The following is a 24,337-nucleotide window of genomic DNA, read 5'->3' on the forward strand; positions in this document are numbered from 1 at the left end:
GGGGAGGTTGCCGGCGGCATCGTCGGCGCGGTCGAGCAGGCCGATGCGCACAAGCCAGGTGCGCGCCAGCTCGATCGCGCGTGCTTCCGCGCTGCGCCAGGATGGCGCGCCGATGAGGCCGAGGAAGGTCAGGCCGGAGGCGCGCATCAGTGCGTTGTGCTGCGCCACCATCAGATTCTCCAGCGCAGTCATGCCGGGGAACAGGCGGATGTTCTGGAAGGTGCGCGCCACACGCGCCTGCTTGGAGATACGGAAATCGTTCAGGCGTTCGAGCTGGATCGTCTTGCCGTCGTCATGGGTCAGCGCGATCGAGCCGCCGCTCGGCCTGTAGAAGCCGGTGATGCAGTTGAAGACGGTGGTCTTGCCGGCGCCGTTCGGGCCGATCAGCGCGGTGATCTTGCGCCGTCCGGCATCGAAGGAGAGAGCGTTCACGGCGACGATGCCGCCGAACCGCATCGACAGGCCGTTGACGGAGAGGATGGTCTCGCCGCTCATCCGTGCCCCTCCTTGACGAGATCGGAGGAGATCGCCTGGTTGCGTTCGAGATAGACGGTCGGGGCGCGATGGCCGATCAATCCGCGCGGCCGCCAGATCATCAACAGCACCATCGCCATCCCGAACACCAGCATGCGGTACTGGTCGAGGCCGCGGAACAGTTCGAAGCCGCCGATCATCGCGAGCGCGGCCAGCGCCACGCCGAGCTGCGAGCCCATGCCGCCGAGCACGACGATGGCGAGCACCAGCGCGGATTCCTGGAAGGTGAAGGATTCCGGGCTGATGAAGCCCTGGCGCGTCGCAAAGAACGCGCCGGCAAAGCCGCCGAACATCGCGCCGGTGGCAAAGGCCGTGAGCTTGGTCGTGGTGGTGTTGATGCCGAGCGCACGGCAGGCGACTTCGTCCTCGCGCAACGCCTCCCAGGCGCGGCCGATCGGCAGGCGGCGCAGTCGGATCGTCACCCAGTTGGTCAGCAGCGCCATCGCCAGGATCACGTAGAACAGGAAGACGATGCGGTGCGTCGGCGAGAACTCGATGCCAAGCCGCGCCGCCAGCCCGTCTTCACCTGGCGTGAGCGGAATGCCGAACAAGGTCGGCCGCGGGATGCCGGAGACGCCGTTCGGCCCGCCGGTGAGGCTCTGCCAGTTGATGATGACGAGGCGGATGATTTCGCCGAAGGCCAGCGTCACGATCGCGAGATAGTCGCCGCGCAATCTGAGCACGGGAAAGCCGAGCAGCACGCCCCAGAACGCCGCAAGGATGCCGGCGAGCGGCAGGCAGACCCAGAACGACAGTCCGAAATTGGTGGCGAGCAGCGCGTAGGAATAGGCGCCGACGGCGTAGAAGGCGACATAGCCGAGATCGAGCAGGCCGGCGAGGCCGACGACCACGTTCAATCCCCAGCCGAGCATCACATAGGTGAGCACGAGGATCGCGAGATCGAGGATGTAGCGCTGATCATAGAAGATCACCGGCACCAGGAAGGTGAAGATCAGCAGCGCCGGCGCGATCAGACGTCCGGCGAGCGACAGCGCATGTTGCACCGCTGGTGGAACGACACGGACCTTGTCGGCGGGGCCACCATTGCCGCAGCAGCTCGATGACGATGCTGCCGCCGAACACGGCGGCGACGATGGCGGCGAGATCGCCGAACCGCGTCCAGTAGATCAGCCCGCCCTGCGGGCCGGCCTCGGTGCGGACGCCGATCATCAGCGAGAACAGCACCAGCGCGACGAGGGCGCTGATCGTGGCCTTCTTGAGGATGAAGGCGGCGCCGCTCGCGCGCGACGCCGGTTTCTTCTCGAGCGTTGACGCGGTCACGCGGCCGCCCGTCAGACTTTTTCGACTTCAGGCCGGCCGAGCAGGCCGGTCGGAAGGAAGATCAGGACCACGATCAGGATGGAGAAGGCGGCGACGTCCTTGTACTCGACCGAGAAATAGGCCGACCAGAACGTCTCGATCAGCCCGATCGCCAATCCCCCCAGCATCGCGCCGGGCAGCGAGCCGATGCCGCCGAGGACCGCGGCGGTGAAGGCCTTGATGCCGGCGACGAAGCCCATGAAGAAATCGACCAGGCCGTAATAGAGCAGGTACATCATGCCGGCGACGGCGGCGAGCGCGGCACCGATCACGAAGGTCATGGAGATGGTGCGGTCGACGTCGACGCCGAGCAGCGCCGCCATGGTCTGGTCCTGCTCGCAGGCGCGCATGTCGCGCCCGAGCCGCGTGCGCGACACCAGCCAGGTGAACAGCGCGAGCAGCACCACGGTGGCGAGCACGACGATGATCTGGATATTCGAGAGCTGCACCACGAAGCCGCTTGCGCCCTCATGCAGCGTGTAGCCGCCGGTGATGATCGGCGGCACCGGTTTGACGCGCGCACCTTGCGCGACTTGTGAGAAATTCGTCAGTACGAAGGACATGCCGATCGCCGACAGCATCGGCGCCAAACGGAACGAATGCCTTAGAGGTCGGTAGGCGATGCGCTCCACCGTCCAGCCATAAAGCGCGGTGATCGCCATCGACACCAGCAGCACGACGAACAGCACCAGCGGGATCGCGGTGAGGCCGAACGAGACCAGCACCAAAAATGAGATCAGCGCGATGAAACCGCCGATCATGAAGATGTCGCCATGGGCGAAATTGATCATGCCGACGATGCCATAGACCATGGTGTAGCCGATCGCGATCAGCCCGTAGATCGAGCCGAGCACGAGGCCGTTGATGAGTTGCTGGGCGAAATAATCCATGCGCTGCCGCTTGTGAGAGAGCGACGCGGCGAGGGCTCCCGGCAGCCTTGTCCGACGCGTCGTATCATTTTCTAACAGTGGAACCCCTTGGGCGGCAACAGCGGGAGCTGCGGCATCAAGGGCTTGTACAGAGGTAGTTTTGCCATCGGTTCCCGATCCGGCATTCGCTCACCGTGACGTGACGGTTCCCGCCGAAACGGCGTCCTGGTTCCCGCGTTGGCCCCGTGCCTGGTTCGAAGGGACCAGGACCAACCAGGGAGATTGCGAATGGCCAATCAGAACCAGAACGCGGGTCAGCAGAATCAAAATCCGGGCCAGAAGCCCGGTCAGCAGCAGGGCGGCGGCAGCAAGCCCGGCCAGCAGCAGCAGGACCCGAACCGTCAGGGCCAGAACCCGGGCCAGAATCCTGGCCAGAATCCCGGCCAAGGCCAGAACCCCGGCCAAGGGCGCTAGTTTCCCGTCCAAGCGAGAGCAAAAGGAAGGTCCTGCCGAAAGGCGGGACTTTCTTTTGGACGCTGTCCACAGCGGCGGCCGCCCCAATTAAGGTTAACAAAGGGTTTAGATTGCCGCTTCAGTTCCAACGAAGTTACCTCGTCCCAAACCGCCATCGCGGCGTCGGCGAGCGGAACAGCAGGGAGCGGCAGATGTCGACGAACTGGCGGATCAGCTCATTCAGCGGCGCGCTGCTTGCCGCCTATTTCATCCCGGCCTGGACGAGCATCGCCTTCCAGATCATGGCCTCGCCGGTCCGCGGTCTCTATGAACGGCCGAGCGTGTCGATCGGGTTCTTTATCAGCGATCATCTGCATCTGTCGGGCGTGGCGAGCGTGCGTATCGCCTGGCTGCTGGCGCTCGTGCGGATCACCACGGTTGCCTTTTTCGCACTGTACCTGGTGCTGCTTTCGCTTCGCTCGGTCCGCGAGCGCGGCGGCGGCGATGAGACGCTCGGCATGGCGCTCGTGCTCGGCAGCGTGCTCAGCTTCGTCAGCATGCTGGCCGCGTCCTTCGTCGGCGAGGCCGAGGCGCTGCGGCTGCATGCGACCGAACTGTTGATGCTGCTCGGCATCGGCATCGTGCTGCTGGTTGAGGGCGCCGCGCCGCGGGTGGCCGAAGTGCGCAACAATGTTGATGCGAGCGTGCCCGCCGGCGAACTATCTCTTCAGCAACCCTAGTTCCGCGACGATCGCGGAGGCTTCCTTCACCGCATGGTTGGCGGCCGGCACGCCGCAATAGATCGCCTGCTGCAGCAGGATCTCCTTGATGTCGTCGGGCGAAAAGCCGCCTTCGGTGAGGGCTGCGCGCACATGCAGGCGGAATTCGTCCCACTGCCCAAGCGCGACCATGGTGCCGATGACAAGCACGCGCCGCGTGCGATGGTCGAAATGCGGCCGCGTCCAGATATCGCCCCAGGCATAGCGCGTGATCAGGTCCTGGAAGTCGGTGTTGAAGGCGTTGCGGTTGGCAATCGATTTATCCACCCATTCATTGCCAAGCACTTTGCGGCGCTGGGTCATGCCCTCGTCGCGGCGCTTCTCGTCGTCCATGATTGTCTCCTCCCGTCATTGCGAGGAGCGAAGCGACGAAGCAATCCATATTTCCACAAGTGGCGCTATGGATTGCTTCGCTTCGCTCGCAATGACGGCACTCGTTTAGCGTTGCGTCAGGAAGCCGACCACGGCTTCGGTGAAGGCGTGGGACTGCTCGACGTTGGAGATATGCGCGGCATCGAGGATCGTCATGCTCGCACCGGGGATGCGGCTGCGGATGTATTCGCCCGCGGCGATCGGCGTTGCCATGTCGTGACGGCCGGCGATCACCAGCGTCGGGCTCTTGATGTCAGGCAGCAACTCGCGCTGGTCGAGCGTGCTCAGCGCTTCGCAGCAGGCGACGTAACCCTCGGCAGGAGAAGCCAGCAGCATCGCCTTCATCCGGGCTGCGATCTGCGGCTCGCGCTCGCGGAAATCGGCCGTCAGCCAGCCCGCGATCACGGTGTCGGCGACCGCGGCGAGGCCGCCTTCCTTCACCGCCTTGATGCGGTTGTGCCAGTTGGTCGGGTCCGGGTAGTAGCAGGCGGTGTTGGAGAGGATGATCTTGCCGAAGCGTTCGGGCGCGTTGGCCCCTAGCCATTGCCCGACCATGCCGCCCATCGACAGGCCGCACCAATGTGTTTTCTCGATATTGAGATCGTCGAGGATCGCCAGCACGTCGCGGCCGAAACGCTCCATCGAATAGGGGCCGGGAGGAACCTGCGACTTGCCATGACCGCGCCGGTCGTAGCGGATGACGCGGAACACCTGCGTCAGCGCCTTCATCTGCGGTTCCCACATCTGCAACGTGCAGCCCAGCGAATTCGACAGCATCAGCGTCGGTCCGCCGTCGCGGCCTTCCACCTGGACGTTGAGTAGGCATCCGTCGGCGTCGATCATCGGCATGGTCTGCGTTCCTTCATTCTCTCCACACGCTCCGTCATTCCGGGGCGATGCGATAGCATCGAGCCCGGAATCCATTTCTCCGCCCGCGCAAGTGGTCGAATGGATTCCGGGTTCGCGCTTCGCGCGCCCCGGAATGACCGCGGGTGTCTTACGACAAATCCTTAAGCGAGGCGAGCAGGCGGTCGATCAGCGCCTGCGAGGCGCCTTGATAGGACATTGGCTCGAACAGTCTTTCGATTCTCTCCGCGGCAAGCTGCGCGGTCACCTGCGGATCCGCTGTCAGCACGTCGCGCAGGTGCTTGTGCTCGGCGACGGCCTTCTTGCTGGCGGCTTCGATCAGATGATGCGCCTCGCTCTTGCCGAGCTTTTCGGCGAGCGCCATCGACACCGCTTCGGCCATGATCAACCCCTTGGTCGCATCGAGGTTGACGCGCATGCGCGCGGCGTCGACGTCCAGGCCCTCGGCGAGTTCGACGGTGGCGGCGAGCGCGCCTGAGGTGACCAGCATCAGCGTCGGCAAGGTCGGCCATTCCGCGTGCCACGGCCCGGTGCTGCGCTCGTGGTCCTGGACCTGCGCGGCAAGGATCGTCGCGGCGAGATTGGGGGCCATGGTGGCGGCGGCGAGTGCGGTTGCGGCAGCAACGGGATTGCGCTTGTGCGGCATGGTGGAGGAGCCGCCGCGGCCTTGGCCCGACGGCTCGAATGCCTCGGCGACGTCGGTCTGCATCATCAGCGACACGTCGCGGGCGATCTTGCCGCAGCTACCGGCGATGATGGCAAAGGCGGAGGCGATTTCCGCGATGCGGTCGCGGTGGGTGTGCCAGGGCGCCTCCGGCAACGGCAGGCCGAGTTCCTGCGCCAGCTTTTCGGCCACCGCCATGCCCTTGTCGCCGAGCGCAGCCAGCGTGCCGGCCGCGCCGCCGAATTGCAGGGCCAACGCCTCGCGGCGCAGACGCTGCAGGCGCTGGCGCGAGCGGTGCAGGCTTGCGGCATATTCGGCGAGCTTGAGGCCGAACGGCATCGGCAGCGCGTGCTGCAGCCAGGTGCGCGCGACCACCGCCGTGTCGCGATGCTGGCGGGCGAGTTTGGCAAAGCCCGCGATGGCCCGATCGAGTTCGGCCAGCAACACATCGATGCCGGCGCGCAAGGTGAGCATCGTCGCGGTGTCGATGACGTCCTGGCTGGTCGCGCCCCAATGCACATAGCGCGCGGCTTCCTTATGGGCTTTGGCGACCTCGGCGGTGAGCGCCTTGACCAGCGGAATAGCCAGGTTGCCTGACCGAACAGCGGCTTCCGCGAGTGCCGCGCGGTCGAATGATTCGGCTTTGCAGGCCGTGCCGATCGGGCCGGCAGCGGCATTCGGAATCACGCCGACCGCTGCTTCGGCGCGCGCCAGTGCTGCCTCGAAATCGAGCATATTCTGCAAGGTGGCAGCGTCGTCGCACACCGCGCGCATCGCGGCGCTTGACAGCATCGGTGCCAGCAGCGGGGAAAGGGATGTGCTCATCGCGCGCGACCTAATCATTGTCGGCCGCCGCTGCCAATGGCCCTTCTGGATCGAGCCCGGCGTCGTCACAAGGGTGGCCTCCGTTTTGCTGCGCTGCGAATATGCATCGCTCGTGGTCGGATGCTGGTCTTTCCTTTGTGGCGGCTGTGCTTTACTTGGGTGTTGGTTTGATGCGATCGCGGAGGCTCTCATGGCAATGACGATGAACGGCGAGGTCCAGCTTGCGGCGCCGCGCGAGGCCGTGTGGGCCAAGCTCAACGATCCCGAGGTGTTGAAGGTCTGCATCCCCGGCTGCGAGGAATTGGAGAAGACCGAGGACAACGGCTTTCGCGCGGTTGCCAAGATGAAGGTCGGCCCGGTCTCGGCGCGCTTCAAGGGCAAGGTCATGCTGTCCGATCTCGATCCGCCCAACGGCTACAAGATCTCGGGCGAAGGCGAGGGCGGGGTTGCCGGATTCGCCAAGGGCGGCGCGACGGTCGCGCTTGCCGAGAAGGATGGCGGCACACTCCTGAGTTACAATGTCGAGGCGCAGATCGGCGGCAAGCTCGCCCAGCTCGGCCAGCGCCTGATCAACGGCGCGGCCAAGAAACTGGCCGATGAATTCTTCGCGAATTTCGCCAAGGCCGTGCAAGGCTGACACTGACACGGCCGTCTCTAAGATAAAGACTGACGGCGCTGCACAATGGCGCCAGAACAACGCTCGGTCATCCGGCCATGCGAGCGGCGAGGTTGCCCATTGCGGTGATGGCCCATATTATGGCTTTGGAACGGTTATAAACGCCTGTTCTGTCGATATGCGGCAGAGCAGATCAAGAGAGTGCTGATGGCCAAGATTTCCCTGATCGTGAACGGCAATCCCGTCACCGCTAACGTCGACCCCCGTACCCTTCTCGTCCAATTCCTTCGTGAAAACCTGCGGTTGACCGGGACCCATGTCGGTTGCGACACCTCGCAATGCGGCGCCTGCGTCGTGCATCTCGACGGCAAGGCCGTGAAATCCTGCACCACGCTTGCGGTGATGGCCGACGGCCATGACGTCAAGACCATCGAGGGACTGGCGCCGGATGGCGGGCCGCTCCATCCGATGCAGGAAGCGTTTCGCGAGAATCATGGCCTGCAGTGCGGCTTCTGCACGCCCGGCATGATCATGACCGCGGTCGACATGGTGCACCGCAAGGGCAACGACCTCTCCGACGAGGTGATCCGCGAAGAGCTCGAAGGCAATCTGTGCCGCTGCACCGGCTATCAGAACATCGTCGCCTCGATCGCCGCCGGCGCCAAGGCGATGGCGAAGTCCGATCTCGCGTGAACCTCAGCGCATTATATCGCGATCGCGGTTTGAAAATTCCGGGACATTCCAATGTATGAATTCAAATATCATCGTCCGGCGACCGTGCGACAGGCCGCCAATCTGCTGGTGAAGAACGAGGACGCCAAGCTGATCGCCGGCGGCCACACGCTGGTGCCCGTGATGAAGCAGCGGCTCGCGAGCCCGCCGCATCTCGTCGACCTCTCCCATGTCGAGGGCCTCGACACCATCGAGATGAAGGGCCGCGCGCTCGCGATCGGCGCTACCGCCAAGCATGCCGAGGTCGCCAGCTCCGCCGTCGTCGGCGAGGCGATCCCGGCGCTCGCCGACCTCGCAGGTGGGATCGGCGATCCCGCCGTGCGCCATCGCGGCACCATCGGCGGCTCGCTGGCGAACAATGACCCGACCGCCGACTATCCGGCCGCCGTGTTGGCGCTGGGCGCGACCATCGTCACCAACAAGCGGCGGCTCAAGGCGGAAGAGTTCTTCCAGGGCCTGTTCTCGACCGCGCTCGAAGCCGACGAGATCATCACCAAGGTGCAGTTTCCGGTTCCGAAGAAGGCGGCTTACGTCAAGTTCCGCAACCAGGCCTCGCGCTATGCGCTGGTCGGCGTGTTCGTGGCACGGCGGCCGTCGGACGTCCGCGTTGCCGTCACCGGTGCCGGCTCGGACGGCGTGTTCCGCGTCACCGCTTTCGAGGAGGCCCTGCAGAAGCGCTTCTCCCCCAAGGTGCTGGAGGGAATCAACGTACCGCCGGAAGGGCTGAACAGCGACCTGCATGGCAGCGCCGAATATCGCGCGCATTTGATCGGGGTGCTGGCGCGCCGGGCGGTCGAAGCTGCTAACGCTAAAGCGTGATAGTGCAGGCTGCTTTGGCTCCAACATCGGCTTTCCCATGACCGCATCGGCGCTCCCGAAATCCGTCGATGTGCTGCTCGAGCTCCTGACCTCGCGCGGCTATCTCGCCGAGCGGTCGCTCGCGACCGTGACCTATCTCGCGCTGCGCATGGGCCGGCCGTTGTTCCTGGAAGGTGAGGCCGGCGTCGGCAAGACCGAGATCGCCAAGGTGCTGTCTTCAGCGCTCGGACGGAAGCTGATCCGCCTGCAATGCTATGAGGGTCTCGACGTCGCCTCCGCCGTCTACGAGTGGAGCAGCGCGGCGCAGATGATCGCGATCCGCCTCGCCGAAGCCTCCGGAGATACCGACCGCGACCAGCTTGCGAGCGACATCTTTGCCGAGCGTTTCCTGATCAAGCGGCCGCTGCTGCAGGCGCTGGAGCCTGACGTCGCCGGCCCGCCGGTGCTCCTGATCGATGAGCTCGACCGCGCGGACGAGGCGTTCGAGGCCTATCTTCTGGAGATACTGTCGGACTTCCAGGTGACGATCCCCGAGCTCGGCACCGTGAAGGCGCCGGCGCCGCCGATCGTGATCATCACCTCCAACCGCACCCGCGAGATCCATGACGCGCTGAAGCGGCGCTGTCTCTATCACTGGGTCGACTATCCCACAGCCGAGCGCGAGCTGGCGATCGTCAAGTCGCGGGTGCCGAACATTTCGGCCAAGCTGTCGCAGCAGGTGGTGCGCTTCGTGCAGGCGCTGCGCGACCAGGATTTCTACAAGTCGCCCGGCGTCGCCGAGACCATCGACTGGGCCACCGCGCTCTCTGAGCTCGATGCCCGCTCGCTGACGCCGCAAGTGGTCGGCGACACCCTCGGTGCGCTCCTGAAGTACCAGGACGACATCGCGCGCATGCAGGGCGACACGCTGCAGAAGGTTTTGAAGGAAGCGACGAGCGAGACGTGATCGCTCGCCATTTATAACGATGCTCGTCATTCCGGGATGCGCCGCAAGGCGCAGGCCCGGAATCCATTTCACCACGTACTCTGTGGTTGGATGGATTCCGGGCTCGCGACTTCGTCGCGCCCCGGAATGACGGTGAGGTGAGGATAGATGCCCATCAACCACCTTGCGCCGCCGACCGGGCACATGGCCGACAATGTCGTCGGCTTTGCCCGTGCGTTGCGGGCGGCCGGGCTGCCGGTCGGACCGGGCTCGGTGATCGATGCGCTCAATGCGTTGCAGCTCATCGAAGTCGGCAGCCGCGCCGATTTCTACGCCACGCTGGAGGCGATCTTCGTCAAGCGCCATGAGCACGCGCTGATCTTTGCCCAGGCCTTCGACCTGTTCTTCCGCGCCGCGGAGGAATGGAAGAGCATGCTGGACTCGGTGCCGCTGCCGGACCACGCCAAGAAGAAGCCGCCGCCGGCCTCGCGGCGTGTGCAGGAGGCGCTGTCGCAGCCCGCGAGCCGGGAGGAGCGGCCGCAGGAGCAGGCGCAGGAACTCAAGCTCTCGGTCTCCGACCGCGAGATATTGCAGAAGAAAGACTTTGCGCAGATGAGCGCGGCCGAGATCGCCGAGGTCACCCGCGCCATCGCCAAGATGAGGTTGCCGCAGGCCGAGCTGGAGACGCGCCGCTACCGGCCGGACGCCCGCGGCCTCCGGCTCGACATGCGCCGCACCATCCGCAATTCCTTGCGCACCGGCGGGGAGATCGTCGACATCCGCAAGCTCGGCCGCATCGACAAGCCGGCGCCGATCGTGGCGCTGCTCGATATCTCCGGCTCGATGAGCGAATATACCCGCCTGTTCCTGCATTTCCTGCATGCCATCACCGACGCGCGCAAACGCGTCTCGGTGTTCCTGTTCGGCACCCGGCTGACCAACGTGACGCGGGCGCTCCGCCAGCGCGATCCGGACGAGGCGCTGGCAAGCTGCTCCTCGAGCGTCGAGGACTGGGCCGGCGGCACCAGGATCGCGACCTCGCTGCATACGTTCAACAAGCTGTGGGCCCGGCGGGTGCTGGGGCAGGGCGCGATCGTGCTGCTGATCTCCGACGGGCTGGAGCGCGAGGCGGACGCCAAGCTCGCCTTCGAAATGGACCGGCTGCATCGTTCCTGCCGCCGCCTGATCTGGCTCAACCCGCTACTGCGCTACAGCGCCTTCGAGCCCAAGGCGCAGGGCATCAAAATGATGCTGCCCCACGTTGACGAATTCCGCCCGGTGCATAACTTGAGTTCCATCAAGGGGCTGATCGAGGCGCTTTCGGCCCCGCCACCGCCTCATCATCGCAGCCTGATCCGCTCCGTAGCTTGAAGAGGGTTTTCAAATGCTCAATCGCGACGAAGACATCCTGAAGGCGGCTGAGGACTGGCAGAAGGCCGGCCACGGGGTGGCGCTGGCCACCGTGGTGGAGACCTGGGGCTCGGCGCCGCGTCCAGCCGGCTCGAGCCTCGTCATCAACGACGAGGGCACATTCCTGGGCTCGGTCTCCGGCGGCTGCGTTGAGGGCGCGGTGGTGACCGAGGCGCTCGACGTGATCTCGAGCGGCCAGCCGAGGATGCTCGAATTCGGCGTGGCTGACGAGACTGCCTGGAATGTCGGCCTGTCCTGCGGCGGCACCATTCGCGTCTTCGTCGAGAAGGTAGGCTAGCCGTGAAGCTCGAAACGCTGAGAGAGCTGAATGCCGAGCGCGCCGCGCGGCGCCCGGTGATCGTCATCACCGACACCGCCAATGGCGAGCAGCGCCTGGTCAAGGCAAAGGACTTTGCTGCCGATCCGCTCAACGCCGAGCTTTCCAAGGCATTGCGGATGGGCAAGAGCACCAACGTCGAGGTCGGCGGCAACAAGCTGTTCCTCAACGTCTACGCGCCGACCGCAAAGCTCGTGATCATCGGGGCCGTCCATATCAGCCAGGCGCTGGCGCCGCTGGCGCGGTCGCTGGACTATGACGTCACCGTCGTCGATCCGCGTACGGCGTTTGCGAGTCCCGAGCGCTTTCCCGACGTGCCCCTGGTCGCGGAATGGCCTGACGTCGCGCTGCCGCCGCTCAATGTCGATCACTACACCGCTTTCGTCGCGGTGACGCACGATCCCAAGATCGACGATCCCGCGCTGCTGCACGCCTTTGAGCGCGACTGCTTCTATATCGGGGCTCTCGGCTCGCGGAAGACCCATGCCAAGCGCGGCGAACGGCTGCGCGCGCAAGGGGCGAAGGAGAGCGACATCGCGCGCATCCATGCGCCGATCGGGCTCGACATCGGTGCGGTATCTCCTTCGGAGATCGCGGTCGCCATCATGGCGGAGATCACCGCGACGCTGCGGCTGCCGCCGAAAGAGAAAGAAGTTGCAGCATGAAGTTCGGGCCTGCCAGTCCGCGTGACGCGATTGGCGGCGTCACCGTTCACACACTGCGGCAGGGATCGCTGGTGCTGAAGAAGGGCACCACGATCGGCCCTGCCGAAGTGGAAGCCTTGAACAAGGCCGGAGTGAAGGAAATCGTCGTCGTGCGGCTCGATGAGGGCGACGTCTCCGAAGATGTTGCCGCGGCCAGCATCGCGCAGGCCATTGCCGGCGATGGCGTCAATGTCGAACGCGCCTTTACTGGCCGTGCCAATTTGTTCGCGGGACGCGCCGGCGTGCTGGTGGTTGACCGCGCCGCGGTCGATCGCATCAACGACGTCGACGAGGCGATAACGCTCGCCACGCTGACCGCCTTCAAGCCGGTGGTCGAAGGCGAGATGATCGCCACCGTCAAGCTTATTCCTTTTGGTGTCGAATCGCGCTTGCGCGACGCCGCGGTCGCGGTGGCCGGCCGCGAGACGCTGCGCGTTGCGCCTTACGTCATCAAGAAGGTCGGCGTGGTCTCCACGATGCTGCCCGGCCTGTCGCTGAAGGTGATCGAGAAGACCTTGCGCGTCACTGCCGAGCGGCTCGCGCCCGCCGGCGCCAGCATCATCGCCGAGCGCCGCGTGCCCCATGAAGAGAAGGTGCTGGCTGCCTCGATCAAGGAATTGCTCGGGCTTGGCGCCGAGCTCGTGATCGTGTTCGGCGCTTCCGCGATCGCCGACCGGCGCGACGTGATCCCGGCGGCGATCACCGGGATCGGCGGCGCGGTCGAGCATTTCGGCATGCCGGTCGATCCGGGCAACCTGCTTCTGATCGGCAGCGCGGGGAAGGTGCCGGTGCTGGGTGCGCCCGGCTGCGCGCGCTCTCCGGTCGAGAACGGATTTGACTGGGTGCTGATGCGCCTGCTTGCAGGGATCAAGGTCACGCGGGCGGAGCTCACCGGCATGGGTGTCGGCGGGCTCTTGATGGAGATCGTGACGCGGCCGCAGCCCCGCACGGGCTCCGACACCGAAGGCAATCGCAACGTCGCAGCCATCGTGCTCGCCGCCGGCCGCTCGACGCGGATGGGGGGCCCCAACAAGCTGCTCGCGGAGATCAGCGGCAAGAAGCTCGCGCGCATTGCGGCCGAGCAGGCGCTGGCCTCGAAGGCCTCGGAGGTGATCGTCGTCACCGGCCATCAGGCCGAACTGGTCGAGCAGGCGCTGCAGGGATTGAAGGTGAAATTCGTGCGCAATCCGGATTTTGCCGGCGGGCTCGCAAGCTCGGTGAAGGCGGGCATCTCCGCAGTGTCGGACAGCGTCGACGGCGCCGTGATCTGCCTCGGCGACATGCCGCTGATCGACGCGTCCTTGATCGACCGGCTGATCGACACCTTTGCGCCCGACCGCGGTCATTTGATCGCGGTGCCGGTCAGCGAAGGAAGGCGCGGCAATCCCGTGCTGTGGTCGCGGCGCTTCTTCAAGGAATTGATGACGCTCGATGGCGACATCGGTGCCCGCCACCTGATCGCCAAGCACGCCGAAGCCGTGGCCGAAGTCCCCGTCGACGGCCAGAGCGCCTTCCTCGACATCGACACCCCGCAAGCCCTCGAAGCCGCGCGCGGCGGATAAGCGCCGCTGCGTAGGGTGGGCAAAGCGCAGCGTGCCCACCAACACACGCTCTGCTCTTGATGGTGGGCACGCTGCGCTTTGCCCACCCTACGATTCCGCGTGTGGGTCTCCGCTCTCTCCTCGTCATTGCGAGCGGAGCGAAGCAATCCATCTTGCCGCTTGCGGAGGCATGGATTGCTTTGCTGCGCTCGCAATGACGGTTGCGGCGATTTGCGCCGCTCTCAACCTCCCGTTCACCAAGTGGAAACGTCCGGCGGCTAGAGTTCCGCCGGCTGTCTTGGGGGTGGGGAAAGTGATCGTCTCGACGAGGCGCGCGCAACGCCGCGCGTTGTTCATTCTTGCGCTGACGCTGCTGTTGGCTGCTACGCGTTTCATCACCGAGAGCTGGGCGGCGGGTGCCTTTGCGGTCGGCAAATGCGGCGCCTATGGCCAGGCTTACGACTATGCCGCCGAAGCAGAGGCGCGCGCCGCGGCGCTGAAGCAATGCAAGGGCGAGTGCACCACCGTCACGATGAAGCGTGCCTGCGCTGCGCTCTCCATCGACATGATGAATCCCTGCGGCGCCCACGGCTACGCGGTGGAGCCGAAGATCTCGCGCTCACTGAACGCCGCCACGCGCAAGTGCTACGAATATGGCGGCAAGGAGTGCGTGATCCGTGCCTGGGCCTGCGACGCCAAGGGGTAGCGCGCCAGTTGTGGCGTCGTAGCCCGGGTGGAGCCAACGGGTCGCGCGAACGCGCGCCCGATGACAGGCTCCGCGTAACCCGGGGCGCTTGAACCGCTGGTGCAGCTTCCCGGGTTGCGCTTCGCTCCACCCGGGCTACGGACTTCACCCGGGCTACAGATTGTCGCAGTTGTCATCGCGCTGTCACGCGCGCACATTCGGCGCGCCCTTTGACACCGATCAAAAGGCGAGAGGGCGGTCACCGCTAGTCTGCGTTCCAAAGCGAAGGAGTAGACAGATGCCGACCATGAAAGCCGCTGTTGTCCGAAATTTTGGCAAGCCACTCGAGATCGAGAATGTGCCGGTGCCGGAACCGGGGCCGGGCGAAGTTCTGGTCAAGGTGAAAGCCTGCGGCGTGTGTCACACCGATCTGCACGCCGCATCCGGTGACTGGCCGGTGAAGCCGGTTCCGCCGTTCATTCCTGGCCATGAGGCCGCCGGCATTGTCGCGGCACTCGGCCCGGGTGTGACCAATCTCAAAGTCGGTGACGCCGTCGGCGTCGCCTGGCTGCATGACGCCTGCATGCGCTGCGAATATTGCGAGACCGGTTGGGAAACCCTGTGTGAGCACCAGCACAACACCGGCTACAGCGTGAACGGCGGCTTCGCCGAATATGTGATCGCGTCGGCCGCCTTCGCCGCGCGATTGCCGGCCAATGTCGATTTCGCAAAGGTGGCGCCGATCCTGTGCGCGGGCGTCACGACCTACAAGGGATTGAAGGAGACTGAAGCGCGGCCGGGCGAGTGGGTCGTCATCTCCGGCGTCGGCGGGCTCGGCCATGTCGCCATCCAATATGCCAAGGCAATGGGGCTCAAGGTTGCCGCGGTCGATATCGCCGAGGACAAGCTCGAGCTTGCACGCACCACCGGCGCGGATCTTGCCGTCAATGCGCTGTCCGACAGGGCGGTGGAGAAGGTGCTGGCATCGACCGGGGGAGGGGCGCACGGCGTGCTGGTGACGGCGGTGTCGACGGCCGCGTTCGCGCAGGCGCTCAAGATGGTCCGCCGCAAGGGGACGGTCAGCCTCGTTGGCCTACCGCCGGGCGAATTCCCGACCCCGATCTTCGATGTCGTCTTGAAGCGCATCACCGTGCGCGGCTCGATCGTCGGCACCCGCCGCGATCTCGACGAAGCCATCGCCTTCGCAACCGACGGCAAGGTGCACGCCGAGATCAACAAGGCGCCGCTCGAGAAGATCAACGACATCTTCGACCGGATGAAATCCGGAAAGATCGACGGCCGCATGGTGCTGGAGTTCGGTTAGGGCCCATCCTCGTCATTCCGGGATGCGCCGAAGGCGCAGGCCCGAAATCCATTTCTCCGCTTGCTCTCGTGGCACGATGGATTCCGGGTTCGTGCTGCGCACGCCCCCGGAATGACGGGTTCCGCTCCACCCGGGGCTAGCCTCGTAGCCCGGGTGGAGCGTCAGCGTAACCTGGGAACCGGCACCGCTGCGGATACAGATTTCCCCGGGTTACGCGTTCCGCTCCACCCGGGCTACGGACCGAAAGCTTATCTTGACAATGACTGACCAGTCAGTCATGATCTGATCATGAAACAGTGCCCCGAACCATCCATTCCATCCAAGGCCTGCCGACCCGCCAGCACGGCGGCGCGCGCCAAAGTGTCAAAAGTGGTCTCGCCGAAGATCGCAGGCGGCGGGGCTAACCGTGCCGAGCGCGCAGCGGAGCGGCGGGCCGCGATCGTGGAGGCGGCGATGGAAGAGTTCGTCGCGCGCGGCTTTGCCGCGACCCGGCTCGACGATATCGCGAAACGTGCCGGCGTCGCCAAGGGCACGATCTACCTGCATTTCAAGGACAAGGAATCGATGTTCGAGGAATTGATCCGCACTGCGCTGGTGCCGCTGATCGACCGCATGGCATCGCCGGCGCCGCTGCATGGATCAGTGCGCGAGGCGGTGGAGGGCTTTGCGCAAATGTTTATCCGGGAGGTCGCTTCCACGTCGCGCGGCGACATCGTGCGCCTGATCGTCAGCGAAGGCCCGCGCTTTCCGGAGATTGCCGATTTCTATTTCCGTGAAGTGGTCTCGCGCGGGATGGCCGGCATGCGCGCCCTGATCGAGCTTGGGATCACGCGCGGCGAGATCCGCAACAAGGAATTGGCGCGCTACCCGCAGATCATGATCGCGCCGGCCCTGATCGCGGTGATCTGGCAGAGCATGTTCAGCCGGCATTCGCCACTGGATGCGATCGAGATGTTTCGTGTTCATCTCGACCTGATCTTCGGCGAGCGGAGGACGACATGACTTCGTCGCGTCTGGTGAAGATACTGGCGATGGTGGCGCTGGCGGCGGCACTGGCCGGTTGCCAGGAGCGCCGCGATCCCGGCTTCCAGGGCTGGGTCGAGGCCGACATGATCTTCGTCAGCCCGGATGAAGCCGGCCGCGTGGTGAAGCTCAACGTGCGCGAAGGCGACGAGGTGAAGGTCGGCGACCTTCTTTACTCTGTCGACGACGACCTGCAGCAGGCCGATCTCAATCAGAACAAGGCCACGCTTGCCAATGCGCAGCAGACCTATGACCGCGCGGCTTCGCTGAGAGGAACCGGCGCCGGCACGCAGGCCAATCTTGACGCCGCGGTCTCGGCGCTGCGCGTGGCCCAGGCCAAGGTCAACACGTCGGAGACGCGGCTGGCGCGGCGCAAGGGCTTTGCGCCGGTCGCCGGCACCATCCAGCAGATCTATTTCCGCGAGGGCGAGATGGTGGCGGCGCAGCGGCCGGTGCTCTCGATCATGCCGCCCGGCAACATGAAGCTGCGCTTCTTCGTGCCTGAGGCTGAACTGCCGAAGCTTTCGATCGGCGACCAGGTGCGCGTCGTCTGCGACAATTGCGCCGCCGATCTCACGGCGAAGATCTATTTCATCGCGACCACGGCGGAATACACGCCGCCCGTGATCTATAGCCTCGATGAGCGCAACAAGCTGGTCTACCTGATCCAGGCGCGGCCGAGCCGGCCCGATGCCTTGCGCGTCGGACAGCCGATCAGCGTCTATCTCAATCCGAAGACGCCGGTGGCGGATCGGCGATGAGCACGGTTGCAAACCATACGCCCGACATCGCCATCGATGTCCATGGCCTGACCAAATCGTTCGGCGGCCGCGAGGTCGTGCATGATCTGTCGATGCAGGTCAGGCGCGGCACGATCTACGGCTTCCTCGGGCCGAACGGCAGCGGCAAGACCACGACCATCCGCATGCTCTGCGGACTTCTCACGCCCGACAGCGGCAACGGCACCTGCCTCGGCTACGATATCCGCCGCGATGCCGACCGCATCAAGCGCCTGGTCGGCTACATGACCCAGCGCTTCAGCCTGTACCAGGATCTCTCGGTGCGCGAGAATCTGGAATTCGTCGCGCGGCTCTACGGCCTTCCTGACGCACGGAGTGCGGCGCGCGAGATGATCGCGCGCATCGGGCTGAAGGGCCGCGAGGAGCAGCTTGCCGGCAATCTCTCCGGCGGCTGGAAGCAGCGGCTTGCGCTCGGGGCCTGTACGCTGCCCAATCCGAGACTTCTGCTGCTGGACGAGCCGACCGCCGGCGTCGACCCCAAGGCGCGGCGCGATTTCTGGAACGAGATCCACGCGCTCGCCGCCGACGGCTTGACCGTGCTGGTCTCCACGCACTACATGGACGAGGCCGAGCGCTGCCATGAGATCGCTTACATCGCCTATGGCCATCTCCTGGCGCATGGGACGGTGGAAGAGGTGATCGCGGGCTCGGCGCTCTCGACCTATACGGTGACCGGCGACGATCTCAACGACCTCACCGCCGAGCTCGCCGGCAAGGGCGGCATCGACATGGTGGCGCCGTTCGGCACCAGCCTGCATGTGTCCGGCCGCGACAAGGCGGCGCTGGACGCGACCGTTGCATCCTATCGCGACGATCCGCGCTGGCACTGGCAGGACAGCGAGCCGTCGCTCGAAGACGTCTTCATCGATCTCATGGGGCGTTCCAAGGATAATTTCCAGGGATAATTTCCAATGAGCGCGATCGACGCAGTCCATCCTATGGTCGAGGCAAGGGAGCCGGCCTTCGGCTTCTGGCGGCGCAGCTATGCGATGCTGGTGAAGGAATTCATCCAGCTTCGCCGCGACCGCGTCTCCTTCGCCATGATCGTGATGATCCCGGTGATGCAGCTTCTGCTGTTCGGCTACGCCATCAACACCACGCCGCGCCATCTGCCGACGGCGGTGCTGATCCAGGAGGACAGCGATCTCGGGCGTTCGATCCTCAAGGCGATGGAGAACACCGCCTATTTCCGCTTCACCCGCGAGGTGCACGATGTCGCCGAGTTCGACGACCTCCTGAAATCCGGCAAGGTGCTGTTCGGCGTCGAGATCCCGCGCGGCTTCGAGCGCGCGGTGCGGCGCGGCGACAAGCCGGCGCTGCTGGTCGCGGCCGACGCGACCGATCCGATCGCGTCAAGCGCGGCGCTCGGCGCTCTCGGCGCCCTGGTGCAGACCGCGCTGGAGCACGATCTGCACGTCGGCGATCCCCCGGACATGCCGTTCGAGATCAGGACGCACGCCCGCTACAACCCGGCCGCCGAGTCGCGGCTCAACATCGTGCCCGGCCTGGTCGGTACCATCCTGACCATGACCATGCTGATTTTCACCGCGCTGTCGGTGACGCGCGAGATCGAGCGCGGCACGATGGAGAGCCTGTTGTCGATGCCGATCAAGCCGGTTGAGGTGATGTTCGGCAAGATCATCCCTTATGTCATTGTCGGCTTCGTGCAGGCCTCGCTGATCGTCGGCATTGGTGCGCTCCTGTTCGGCGTGCCGATCCTCGGCAGCGTGCTGCTCTTGGCTGCGCTGACCACGCTGTTCATCACCACCAATCTGTCGATCGGCTATACGTTCTCCACCATCGTGCAGAACCAGTTGCAGGCGATGCAGCTCTCGATGATGTTCTTCCTGCCGAGCATCCTGCTCTCCGGCTTCATGTTTCCGTTCGCGGGCATGCCGCTATGGGCACAATATCTCGGCGAGGGCCTGCCGCTGACCCATTACGTCCGCATCGTCCGCGCCATCATGCTGAAGGGCGCCGGCCTCGCCAACCTGCAATACGACACGATTGCACTGATTGTACTGATGCTGGTGGCGATGACGATCGCCGTGACACGCTTCCGTCGCACGCTCGATTGAGGCTATATTCAGTCCGATTAATCGGCGTCATTCCAGGGCAAGGGCATGGCCGGATTCTGGGGCAGGAAGACAGACGGGCAGGCTTCGGCGGTATCCGCCGATTTCCACCAGGCGCTGATGCACGAGGTGATGACGACCGAGCTGCTCCGGATCAAGGCGCTGATCGGGACAGCGGTGCTGCTTGCCCTCATCGGGTTGGGCATCGACTTCCTTGCGCCCGAGGCCGTAAGCCGTGTCTGGCACGGCAATCTCAGGGTATCATTTATCTTTTACATCACCTTGCCGTTTATCCTGTTCGAATTGTGGGTGCATGGCGCGATCACCCGACATATGCGGAACGGTCGCGACCTGCCCGTGGTGCGGCGCTACATCGGCGCGCTGATCGAGACCTCGTTACCGACGGTCGCGCTGGCGTTGCATATCCAGAGCATGGGATCGGTCGCTGCGCTCGGATTCGCGGCACCGTTCCTCTATTTCATCTTCATCATCCTCTCGACACTGCGGCTGGATTTCTGGCTCTCGACCTTCACCGGGTTCGTTGCCGCGGCACAGCTATTCTATCTGGCGATGTTCTTTCATCCGAACGGCGGCACCGATCCGGAGCCGAACCTTTATTATCATGCGGCGCGCAGCTTCATCGTGCTGATCTGCGGCATGCTTGCGGGCGCGGTCGGCGTCCAGTTGCGGCGGCAGTTTGCGGCCAGCATCGCGGCTGCCACCGCGCGCGACCGCATCACCGATCTGTTCGGCCAGCACGTCTCGCCGCAGGTTGTCGAGCGGCTGATGACGGAGGGCGCGTCGACCGACAGCGATATCCGCCGCGTCGCTGTGATGTTCGTCGATTTCCGCAGTTTCACCGCGGGCGCGCGGACGCGCTCGCCGCAGGAGGTGGTCGACCGGCTCGACGGCGCCTTTGCCGTGCTGGTCGATATCCTCGACCGCCATGGCGGCATCGTGAACAAGTTTCTGGGCGACGGCTTCCTCGCGCTGTTCGGCGCGCCGCTTGAAGCCGACGACGCCGCGTATCAGGCGGTGGCTGCGGCGCGCGAGATGCTGATCGCCAATGAGCACACCAACAAGACCACGAGCTGGCCGCTGCGCATCGGCATCGCCATCCATATCGGCGAGGTCGTCGCCGGCAGTATCGGCTCACCCAGGCGCAAGGAATATACGGTGATCGGCGACACCGTGAATTTTGCGGCGCGGCTGGAGGCGCTCAACAAGGAGCTGAACTCGCAGTTCCTGATCTCGTCCGAAGTACGCGAGGCGCTCGGCGAGGCGGCGCACGATGCGGTGCCGCGCGGTGAGGTGCCGATCCGCGGTTACGAGAAGCCGGTTGCGGTGTGGCAACTGGGATAGGAGGATTTCATGCAGCGTCGCTACGTCACCGTTGATGTCTTCACCGATCGCGCGTTCGGCGGCAATCCGCTCGCCGTGGTGCTCGAGGCGGGCGGGCTCTCGACCGCGCAGATGCAGGCGATCGCGACCGAGTTCAACTATTCCGAGACGACGTTCGTGCTGCCGCCGCAGGACAGTGCGAACGATGCGCAGGTCCGCATCTTCACCGTGCGCTCGGAAATCCCCTTCGCCGGTCATCCCAATGTCGGCACCGCCTTCGTGCTGGCGACGCTCGCGCAAAAGCCGCCGGTGCGGCTGAGATTTGAGGAGAAGGCGGGGCTCGTGCCGGTCGAGATCCTGACCGAGCAGGGCAGGGTCACGGGCGCCGAGCTCACCGCGCCGCAGCCGCTGCAGCGGCTGTCCCACGTCGGCACCGAACAGGCCGCGGCCTGCTTGTCGCTGTTGGCGAGTGACGTGAAGACGGACCGGCATCTGCCGCAGATCGTTTCGGTCGGCCTGCCGTTCCTGATGGTCGAGCTCGCCTCGCGCGACGCGCTGAAACGGGCACGACCCGATGCCGTGGCCTTCGCGCGGACGTTTCCGTGCGACGGTTCGGATGCGGTCTATTTCTACACCCGCGACGTGCCCGCAGCCGAGCAGCCGCTCGACCTGCAGGCGCGCATGTTCCATCCGGGCTCGAGTGCCCTCTCGGAGGATCCCGCGACCGGCAGCGCCACGGCGGCCGCCGCCGCATTCCTTGCCGATCTCGACGAGGTGCGCGACGGCGAATTGAGGCTGCGCATCGGCCAGGGCGTCGACATGGGCCGGCCGAGCCTCCTGCTCACCCGCGTCCGCAAACAGGGTGGCACTGTCGCGTCCGTGCATGTCGGCGGCGGCTGCGTGAAGATGATGGAGGGGAGATTGTGGCTGGAGGGGTAATCCACGCTCCCCTGTCATTCCGGGATGCGCCGAAGGCGCAGGCCCGGAATCCATTTATCCACCTGCACCCGTGGCTCGATGGATTCCGGGCTCGCGCTACGCGCGCCCCGGAATGACAGGAAGTCTTGTAGCCCGGGTGGAGCGAAGCGCAACCCGGGGCCGCTCGCGATGCGGATGCAGATACCCGGGTTACGCTTCGCTCCACCCGGGCTACGGACCTATACCTGCGGCGCGACCAGATTCTCCACCTTCACGCCGTCGCGGTCCTCGATGATCTCGGCAATCATCTGGCGGTGGCAATGCGTGTGGTCACGCTCGTAGCACATGAGGCACACCGGTCCCGCCTTTTTCACCAGCGACGACAATTCGTCGAGCTGTTCTTTCGCCTGCGACGTTTTCAGGTGCTGTCCATAGATCGTGCGGAGCAGCTCATGCTGGCCGCTGCGCGCGGCGAGCCGCCCCTCCTTCGGGGTGCCGAGCGCCGCGAGATGGACATAGGCGATGCCGCGCTCGTCGAGCCCTGCCGCAAGCTGATTCTTGGAAAAGCCTGGCCGGCGGGATGACGTCACGGCACGGACATCGACCAGAAGCTTCACGCCGGCCTGCTCGAGCTCATCGAGCACCGCCTTGGGCGGTGTCTGCTCGTAGCCGATCGTGAAGAGTTTCCTGGCCATCCGGCGTCCCGATCACTTCACGCGCTCGATCAACTCCATCGCGCCGGCCGGCGCGCGCACCTTGCCCTCGTGGATCACATAGGCGAACACGTCGCGCGGCATCTTCTTCGGTTTTGTCTTCTCGACATGCGGTAGGTCGTCCGGATCGCCGCCGCCGGCCCATTCCTCGAACCGCTTGGCCCAGGCGTCAAGCTGCTTCAGCGGATAGCAGGTCTTGATCTCGTCATTGCCCTTCTGCAGCCGCGCGTAGACGAAATCGCTGGCGACATCGGCGATCGCCGGATATTTGCCGTGCTCGGCGAACACGACCGGCGTTTCGAATTCGCGGATCAGCGCGACGAAGTCGGGCACGCAGAAACTGTCGTGCCTGACTTCGACCACATGGCGCAGCGCGCGGCCGTCGAGCTTGCGCGGCAAGAGCTCGAGGAACTTGCCGAAATCCGCGCCGTCGAATTTCTTGGTCGGTGCGAATTGCCAGAGCACCGGCCCGAGTCGGTCGCCGAGTTCCAGCACGCCGGAATCATAGAAGCGCTTGATGGAGTCGCCGGCTTCCGCCAGCACGCGGCGGTTGGTCGCAAAGCGCGGGCCCTTCACGGAGAACACGAATCCGTCGGGGACTTCGCTGGCCCATTTGCGGAAACTCTCCGGCTTCTGCGAGCCGTAATAGGTGCCGTTGATCTCGATCGAGGTCAGCTTCGATGCGGCATAGGACAGCTCCTTCGATTGCGCGAGCTTGTCCGGATAGAACACGCCGCGCCACGGCTCGAAGGTCCAGCCGCCGATGCCGATATAGATGCTGCCTGCAGTTTTCTTTGGGGCTTTGGCCACGAGAAGAACTCATCGTGAGGAGGGGACCACCCGAGAGTAGTCAAATAAATCGTGATTGGCCAGTTGGCCGGCGTCAAGCTTTCCACGCTTATCGATCCAGGCCATCCGCGTTAGGATACCCCAAAAAGGAGAACAACAATGCGCATGATGATCGCGGTCCTTCTGGTTCTGATACCCTCCGCCGCGATCGCCGATGACGATCTCGACGATGCGCACAAGCTCGCCGTGATCGGCCGCGACGCCTACTGGAATTGCCTCGCCCGCGAATATCCCCGCGACAGCAACAAGACCATGTCGGACCAGGAGTTCGCTTCCCTGATGGCGAGTGCGTGTCCCTCGGAGCGGCAGAATTTCCGGGCCTCGCTGATCGGCTTCCTCACCGAGCAATTCCCGAACGAGGACGCGAGCGCGCATCTCGGCACCGCCAACCGCGCCATCGAGCTTGCGCAGAAGGACATTGTCTCTGCTTTCGTCCGACGCAAGGCGGCGGCGAACAGCAAGCAATAGGCTACCAGAGCGCCCCGGCCGTCATTGCGAGGAGCGATAGCGACGAAGCAATCCATGCCTCCGCAAGTGGCGCGATGGATTGCTTCGCTGCGCTCGCAATGACGGGGAGGGAGCGACCCGCAATCCTATTCCTTGATTGCCGTTTTTCGTGATATCACCGGCCGTTGGCGTGTGATCCGGCCAAAAGTGCGCTTGGCCGAGATCGCGCATCAGTTGCGGGGACAATCGGGTATGACATCGCAATCGGTCGGGGGCCTGTTGGGCGCCATCGTCGCGGTCATCGTGTTGGGGGCGGCGGTCGTGTATGGGCCGATCGGGCAGATGGGCAAGCCCGCCAAACCGCCCGCGGCGCAGCCGCCGGCGGCCACAGCGCA

27 protein-coding genes and 1 pseudogene are annotated in these 24,337 nt (G+C 64.9%); 20 read left to right on the forward strand and 8 right to left on the reverse strand.

The features are described from left to right. The 3 genes and pseudogenes from CWO89_RS18830 to CWO89_RS18840 form a co-directional block, all read right to left on the reverse strand. Positions 1 to 495, reverse strand: a 495-nt coding sequence (locus CWO89_RS18830; RefSeq protein ID WP_130580248.1) for an ATP-binding cassette domain-containing protein, incomplete at its 3' end; no start/stop codon positions are given. Then, positions 492 to 1,815: pseudogene (gene livM, locus CWO89_RS18835) on the reverse strand (high-affinity branched-chain amino acid ABC transporter permease LivM). The pseudogene livM and the gene CWO89_RS18830, both read right to left, overlap by 4 nt. An 11-nt stretch (positions 1,816 to 1,826) precedes the next feature. Further along, entirely contained in the window at positions 1,827 to 2,744 is a 918-nt protein-coding gene (locus CWO89_RS18840; RefSeq protein ID WP_130580249.1) for an ABC transporter permease subunit, read from the reverse strand. A gap of 267 nt (positions 2,745 to 3,011) precedes the next feature. Here CWO89_RS18840 and CWO89_RS18845 point away from each other — a divergent pair, with 267 nt between their 5' ends. Further along, positions 3,012 to 3,197: a hypothetical protein gene (locus tag CWO89_RS18845; protein ID WP_130580250.1), complete on the forward strand. Its 186-nt coding sequence runs from the start codon at positions 3,012 to 3,014 to the stop codon at positions 3,195 to 3,197. 191 nt (positions 3,198 to 3,388) lie between these two features. Then, positions 3,389 to 3,916, forward strand: coding sequence for a hypothetical protein (locus tag CWO89_RS18850; RefSeq protein WP_130580251.1), 528 nt, complete (start codon positions 3,389 to 3,391; stop codon positions 3,914 to 3,916). Here the strand turns inward: CWO89_RS18850 and CWO89_RS18855 are convergent. The 3 genes from CWO89_RS18855 to CWO89_RS18865 form a co-directional block, all read right to left on the reverse strand. Further along, positions 3,896 to 4,288: a carboxymuconolactone decarboxylase family protein gene (locus CWO89_RS18855; protein ID WP_130580252.1), complete on the reverse strand. Its 393-nt coding sequence runs from the start codon at positions 4,286 to 4,288 to the stop codon at positions 3,896 to 3,898. The two genes, CWO89_RS18850 and CWO89_RS18855, sit on opposite strands and share 21 nt — an antisense overlap. Before the next feature lie 105 nt (positions 4,289 to 4,393). Continuing rightward, a complete protein-coding gene (pcaD, locus tag CWO89_RS18860) occupies positions 4,394 to 5,176 on the reverse strand; it encodes a 3-oxoadipate enol-lactonase (protein ID WP_130580253.1) in 783 nt (260 codons plus the stop codon). A gap of 148 nt (positions 5,177 to 5,324) precedes the next feature. Next, entirely contained in the window at positions 5,325 to 6,683 is a 1,359-nt protein-coding gene (locus CWO89_RS18865; protein ID WP_130580254.1) for a 3-carboxy-cis,cis-muconate cycloisomerase, read from the reverse strand. 190 nt (positions 6,684 to 6,873) lie between these two features. Between CWO89_RS18865 and CWO89_RS18870 the strand changes: the two genes are divergently transcribed. The 16 genes from CWO89_RS18870 to CWO89_RS18945 all read left to right on the forward strand — a co-directional run bounded on the left by CWO89_RS18870 (position 6,874) and on the right by CWO89_RS18945 (position 21,954). Beyond that, positions 6,874 to 7,320 (forward strand): SRPBCC family protein, encoded by a 447-nt coding sequence (locus tag CWO89_RS18870; RefSeq protein ID WP_130580255.1) that lies wholly within the window; start codon positions 6,874 to 6,876, stop codon positions 7,318 to 7,320. A gap of 186 nt (positions 7,321 to 7,506) precedes the next feature. Next, on the forward strand, positions 7,507 to 7,992 hold the full coding sequence (locus CWO89_RS18875) for a (2Fe-2S)-binding protein (RefSeq protein WP_130580256.1): 486 nt from the start codon (positions 7,507 to 7,509) through the stop codon (positions 7,990 to 7,992). A gap of 51 nt (positions 7,993 to 8,043) precedes the next feature. Further along, on the forward strand, positions 8,044 to 8,850 hold the full coding sequence (locus CWO89_RS18880; protein ID WP_130580257.1) for an FAD binding domain-containing protein: 807 nt from the start codon (positions 8,044 to 8,046) through the stop codon (positions 8,848 to 8,850). A gap of 37 nt (positions 8,851 to 8,887) precedes the next feature. Beyond that, positions 8,888 to 9,796, forward strand: a complete 909-nt coding sequence (locus CWO89_RS18885) for an AAA family ATPase (protein ID WP_130580258.1) — start codon at positions 8,888 to 8,890, stop codon at positions 9,794 to 9,796. A 147-nt stretch (positions 9,797 to 9,943) separates the two neighbouring features. Further along, complete coding sequence (locus tag CWO89_RS18890) at positions 9,944 to 11,146, forward strand: vWA domain-containing protein (protein ID WP_130580259.1); 1,203 nt, start codon at positions 9,944 to 9,946, stop codon at positions 11,144 to 11,146. Between the two features lie 13 nt (positions 11,147 to 11,159). After that, a complete protein-coding gene (locus CWO89_RS18895) occupies positions 11,160 to 11,483 on the forward strand; it encodes an XdhC family protein (protein WP_027582816.1) in 324 nt (107 codons plus the stop codon). Between the two features lie 2 nt (positions 11,484 to 11,485). Continuing rightward, complete coding sequence (locus CWO89_RS18900; RefSeq protein WP_130580260.1) at positions 11,486 to 12,187, forward strand: XdhC family protein; 702 nt, start codon at positions 11,486 to 11,488, stop codon at positions 12,185 to 12,187. Further along, complete coding sequence (locus CWO89_RS18905) at positions 12,184 to 13,788, forward strand: NTP transferase domain-containing protein (RefSeq protein ID WP_130580261.1); 1,605 nt, start codon at positions 12,184 to 12,186, stop codon at positions 13,786 to 13,788. The genes CWO89_RS18900 and CWO89_RS18905 overlap by 4 nt, the downstream gene beginning before the upstream one ends. A 292-nt stretch (positions 13,789 to 14,080) precedes the next feature. Beyond that, positions 14,081 to 14,473 (forward strand): DUF4189 domain-containing protein, encoded by a 393-nt coding sequence (locus tag CWO89_RS18910; protein ID WP_245476376.1) that lies wholly within the window; start codon positions 14,081 to 14,083, stop codon positions 14,471 to 14,473. Positions 14,474 to 14,750: 277 nt separating this feature from the next. Beyond that, positions 14,751 to 15,776: an alcohol dehydrogenase AdhP gene (adhP, locus tag CWO89_RS18915; RefSeq protein ID WP_130580262.1), complete on the forward strand. Its 1,026-nt coding sequence runs from the start codon at positions 14,751 to 14,753 to the stop codon at positions 15,774 to 15,776. Between the two features lie 288 nt (positions 15,777 to 16,064). Next, positions 16,065 to 16,778 (forward strand): TetR/AcrR family transcriptional regulator, encoded by a 714-nt coding sequence (locus CWO89_RS18920; protein WP_130580263.1) that lies wholly within the window; start codon positions 16,065 to 16,067, stop codon positions 16,776 to 16,778. Next, complete coding sequence (locus CWO89_RS18925) at positions 16,775 to 17,560, forward strand: HlyD family secretion protein (protein WP_130580264.1); 786 nt, start codon at positions 16,775 to 16,777, stop codon at positions 17,558 to 17,560. The genes CWO89_RS18920 and CWO89_RS18925 overlap by 4 nt, the downstream gene beginning before the upstream one ends. Next, on the forward strand, positions 17,557 to 18,504 hold the full coding sequence (locus CWO89_RS18930) for an ABC transporter ATP-binding protein (protein ID WP_130580265.1): 948 nt from the start codon (positions 17,557 to 17,559) through the stop codon (positions 18,502 to 18,504). The genes CWO89_RS18925 and CWO89_RS18930 overlap by 4 nt, the downstream gene beginning before the upstream one ends. Before the next feature lie 6 nt (positions 18,505 to 18,510). Further along, the gene (locus CWO89_RS18935; protein WP_245476377.1) at positions 18,511 to 19,677 is read left to right on the forward strand and encodes an ABC transporter permease; all 1,167 of its coding nucleotides are present in this window, start codon (positions 18,511 to 18,513) and stop codon (positions 19,675 to 19,677) included. Between the two features lie 45 nt (positions 19,678 to 19,722). Further along, positions 19,723 to 21,036 (forward strand): adenylate/guanylate cyclase domain-containing protein, encoded by a 1,314-nt coding sequence (locus CWO89_RS18940; RefSeq protein WP_130580266.1) that lies wholly within the window; start codon positions 19,723 to 19,725, stop codon positions 21,034 to 21,036. A gap of 9 nt (positions 21,037 to 21,045) precedes the next feature. Further along, on the forward strand, positions 21,046 to 21,954 hold the full coding sequence (locus CWO89_RS18945) for a PhzF family phenazine biosynthesis protein (protein WP_130580267.1): 909 nt from the start codon (positions 21,046 to 21,048) through the stop codon (positions 21,952 to 21,954). Positions 21,955 to 22,172: 218 nt separating this feature from the next. On the opposite strand, the gene CWO89_RS18950 is transcribed toward CWO89_RS18945, so the two are convergent. Both CWO89_RS18950 and CWO89_RS18955 read right to left on the reverse strand, forming a co-directional pair. Beyond that, on the reverse strand, positions 22,173 to 22,628 hold the full coding sequence (locus tag CWO89_RS18950; RefSeq protein ID WP_130580268.1) for a DUF488 domain-containing protein: 456 nt from the start codon (positions 22,626 to 22,628) through the stop codon (positions 22,173 to 22,175). 12 nt (positions 22,629 to 22,640) lie between these two features. Continuing rightward, positions 22,641 to 23,456: a DUF72 domain-containing protein gene (locus CWO89_RS18955; RefSeq protein ID WP_130580269.1), complete on the reverse strand. Its 816-nt coding sequence runs from the start codon at positions 23,454 to 23,456 to the stop codon at positions 22,641 to 22,643. Between the two features lie 138 nt (positions 23,457 to 23,594). On the opposite strand from CWO89_RS18955, the gene CWO89_RS18960 reads away from it, so the two are divergent. After that, the gene (locus CWO89_RS18960) at positions 23,595 to 23,963 is read left to right on the forward strand and encodes a hypothetical protein (RefSeq protein WP_130580270.1); all 369 of its coding nucleotides are present in this window, start codon (positions 23,595 to 23,597) and stop codon (positions 23,961 to 23,963) included. Between the two features lie 132 nt (positions 23,964 to 24,095). Then, positions 24,096 to 24,337 (forward strand): hypothetical protein (locus CWO89_RS47000; protein ID WP_130580271.1); only part of this gene is annotated, 242 nt, incomplete at its 3' end.

It is taken from the genome of Bradyrhizobium sp. Leo170, from assembly GCF_004296405.1.
Classification (GTDB): domain Bacteria; phylum Pseudomonadota; class Alphaproteobacteria; order Rhizobiales; family Xanthobacteraceae; genus Bradyrhizobium.

Excerpts from the sequence above, each read along its gene's own strand:
- CWO89_RS18880 (WP_130580257.1), top strand. The coding sequence starts at position 8,044 with ATGTATGAATTCAAATATCATCGTCCGGCGACCGTGCGACAGGCCGCC.
- CWO89_RS18925 (WP_130580264.1), top strand. The coding sequence starts at position 16,775 with ATGACTTCGTCGCGTCTGGTGAAGATACTGGCGATGGTGGCGCTGGCG.
- CWO89_RS18940 (WP_130580266.1), top strand. The coding sequence starts at position 19,723 with ATGGCCGGATTCTGGGGCAGGAAGACAGACGGGCAGGCTTCGGCGGTA.
- CWO89_RS18930 (WP_130580265.1), top strand. The coding sequence starts at position 17,557 with ATGAGCACGGTTGCAAACCATACGCCCGACATCGCCATCGATGTCCAT.
- CWO89_RS18890 (WP_130580259.1), top strand. The coding sequence starts at position 9,944 with ATGCCCATCAACCACCTTGCGCCGCCGACCGGGCACATGGCCGACAAT.
- CWO89_RS18870 (WP_130580255.1), top strand. The coding sequence starts at position 6,874 with ATGGCAATGACGATGAACGGCGAGGTCCAGCTTGCGGCGCCGCGCGAG.
- CWO89_RS18935 (WP_245476377.1), top strand. The coding sequence starts at position 18,511 with ATGAGCGCGATCGACGCAGTCCATCCTATGGTCGAGGCAAGGGAGCCG.
- pcaD (WP_130580253.1), bottom strand. The coding sequence starts at position 5,176 with ATGCCGATGATCGACGCCGACGGATGCCTACTCAACGTCCAGGTGGAA.
- CWO89_RS18875 (WP_130580256.1), top strand. The coding sequence starts at position 7,507 with ATGGCCAAGATTTCCCTGATCGTGAACGGCAATCCCGTCACCGCTAAC.
- CWO89_RS18885 (WP_130580258.1), top strand. The coding sequence starts at position 8,888 with ATGACCGCATCGGCGCTCCCGAAATCCGTCGATGTGCTGCTCGAGCTC.
- CWO89_RS18945 (WP_130580267.1), top strand. The coding sequence starts at position 21,046 with ATGCAGCGTCGCTACGTCACCGTTGATGTCTTCACCGATCGCGCGTTC.
- CWO89_RS18865 (WP_130580254.1), bottom strand. The coding sequence starts at position 6,683 with ATGAGCACATCCCTTTCCCCGCTGCTGGCACCGATGCTGTCAAGCGCC.
- CWO89_RS18920 (WP_130580263.1), top strand. The coding sequence starts at position 16,065 with ATGAAACAGTGCCCCGAACCATCCATTCCATCCAAGGCCTGCCGACCC.
- CWO89_RS18840 (WP_130580249.1), bottom strand. The coding sequence starts at position 2,744 with ATGGATTATTTCGCCCAGCAACTCATCAACGGCCTCGTGCTCGGCTCG.
- CWO89_RS18855 (WP_130580252.1), bottom strand. The coding sequence starts at position 4,288 with ATGGACGACGAGAAGCGCCGCGACGAGGGCATGACCCAGCGCCGCAAA.
- CWO89_RS18895 (WP_027582816.1), top strand. The coding sequence starts at position 11,160 with ATGCTCAATCGCGACGAAGACATCCTGAAGGCGGCTGAGGACTGGCAG.
- CWO89_RS18950 (WP_130580268.1), bottom strand. The coding sequence starts at position 22,628 with ATGGCCAGGAAACTCTTCACGATCGGCTACGAGCAGACACCGCCCAAG.
- CWO89_RS18845 (WP_130580250.1), top strand. The coding sequence starts at position 3,012 with ATGGCCAATCAGAACCAGAACGCGGGTCAGCAGAATCAAAATCCGGGC.
- CWO89_RS18960 (WP_130580270.1), top strand. The coding sequence starts at position 23,595 with ATGCGCATGATGATCGCGGTCCTTCTGGTTCTGATACCCTCCGCCGCG.
- adhP (WP_130580262.1), top strand. The coding sequence starts at position 14,751 with ATGCCGACCATGAAAGCCGCTGTTGTCCGAAATTTTGGCAAGCCACTC.
- CWO89_RS18905 (WP_130580261.1), top strand. The coding sequence starts at position 12,184 with ATGAAGTTCGGGCCTGCCAGTCCGCGTGACGCGATTGGCGGCGTCACC.
- CWO89_RS18850 (WP_130580251.1), top strand. The coding sequence starts at position 3,389 with ATGTCGACGAACTGGCGGATCAGCTCATTCAGCGGCGCGCTGCTTGCC.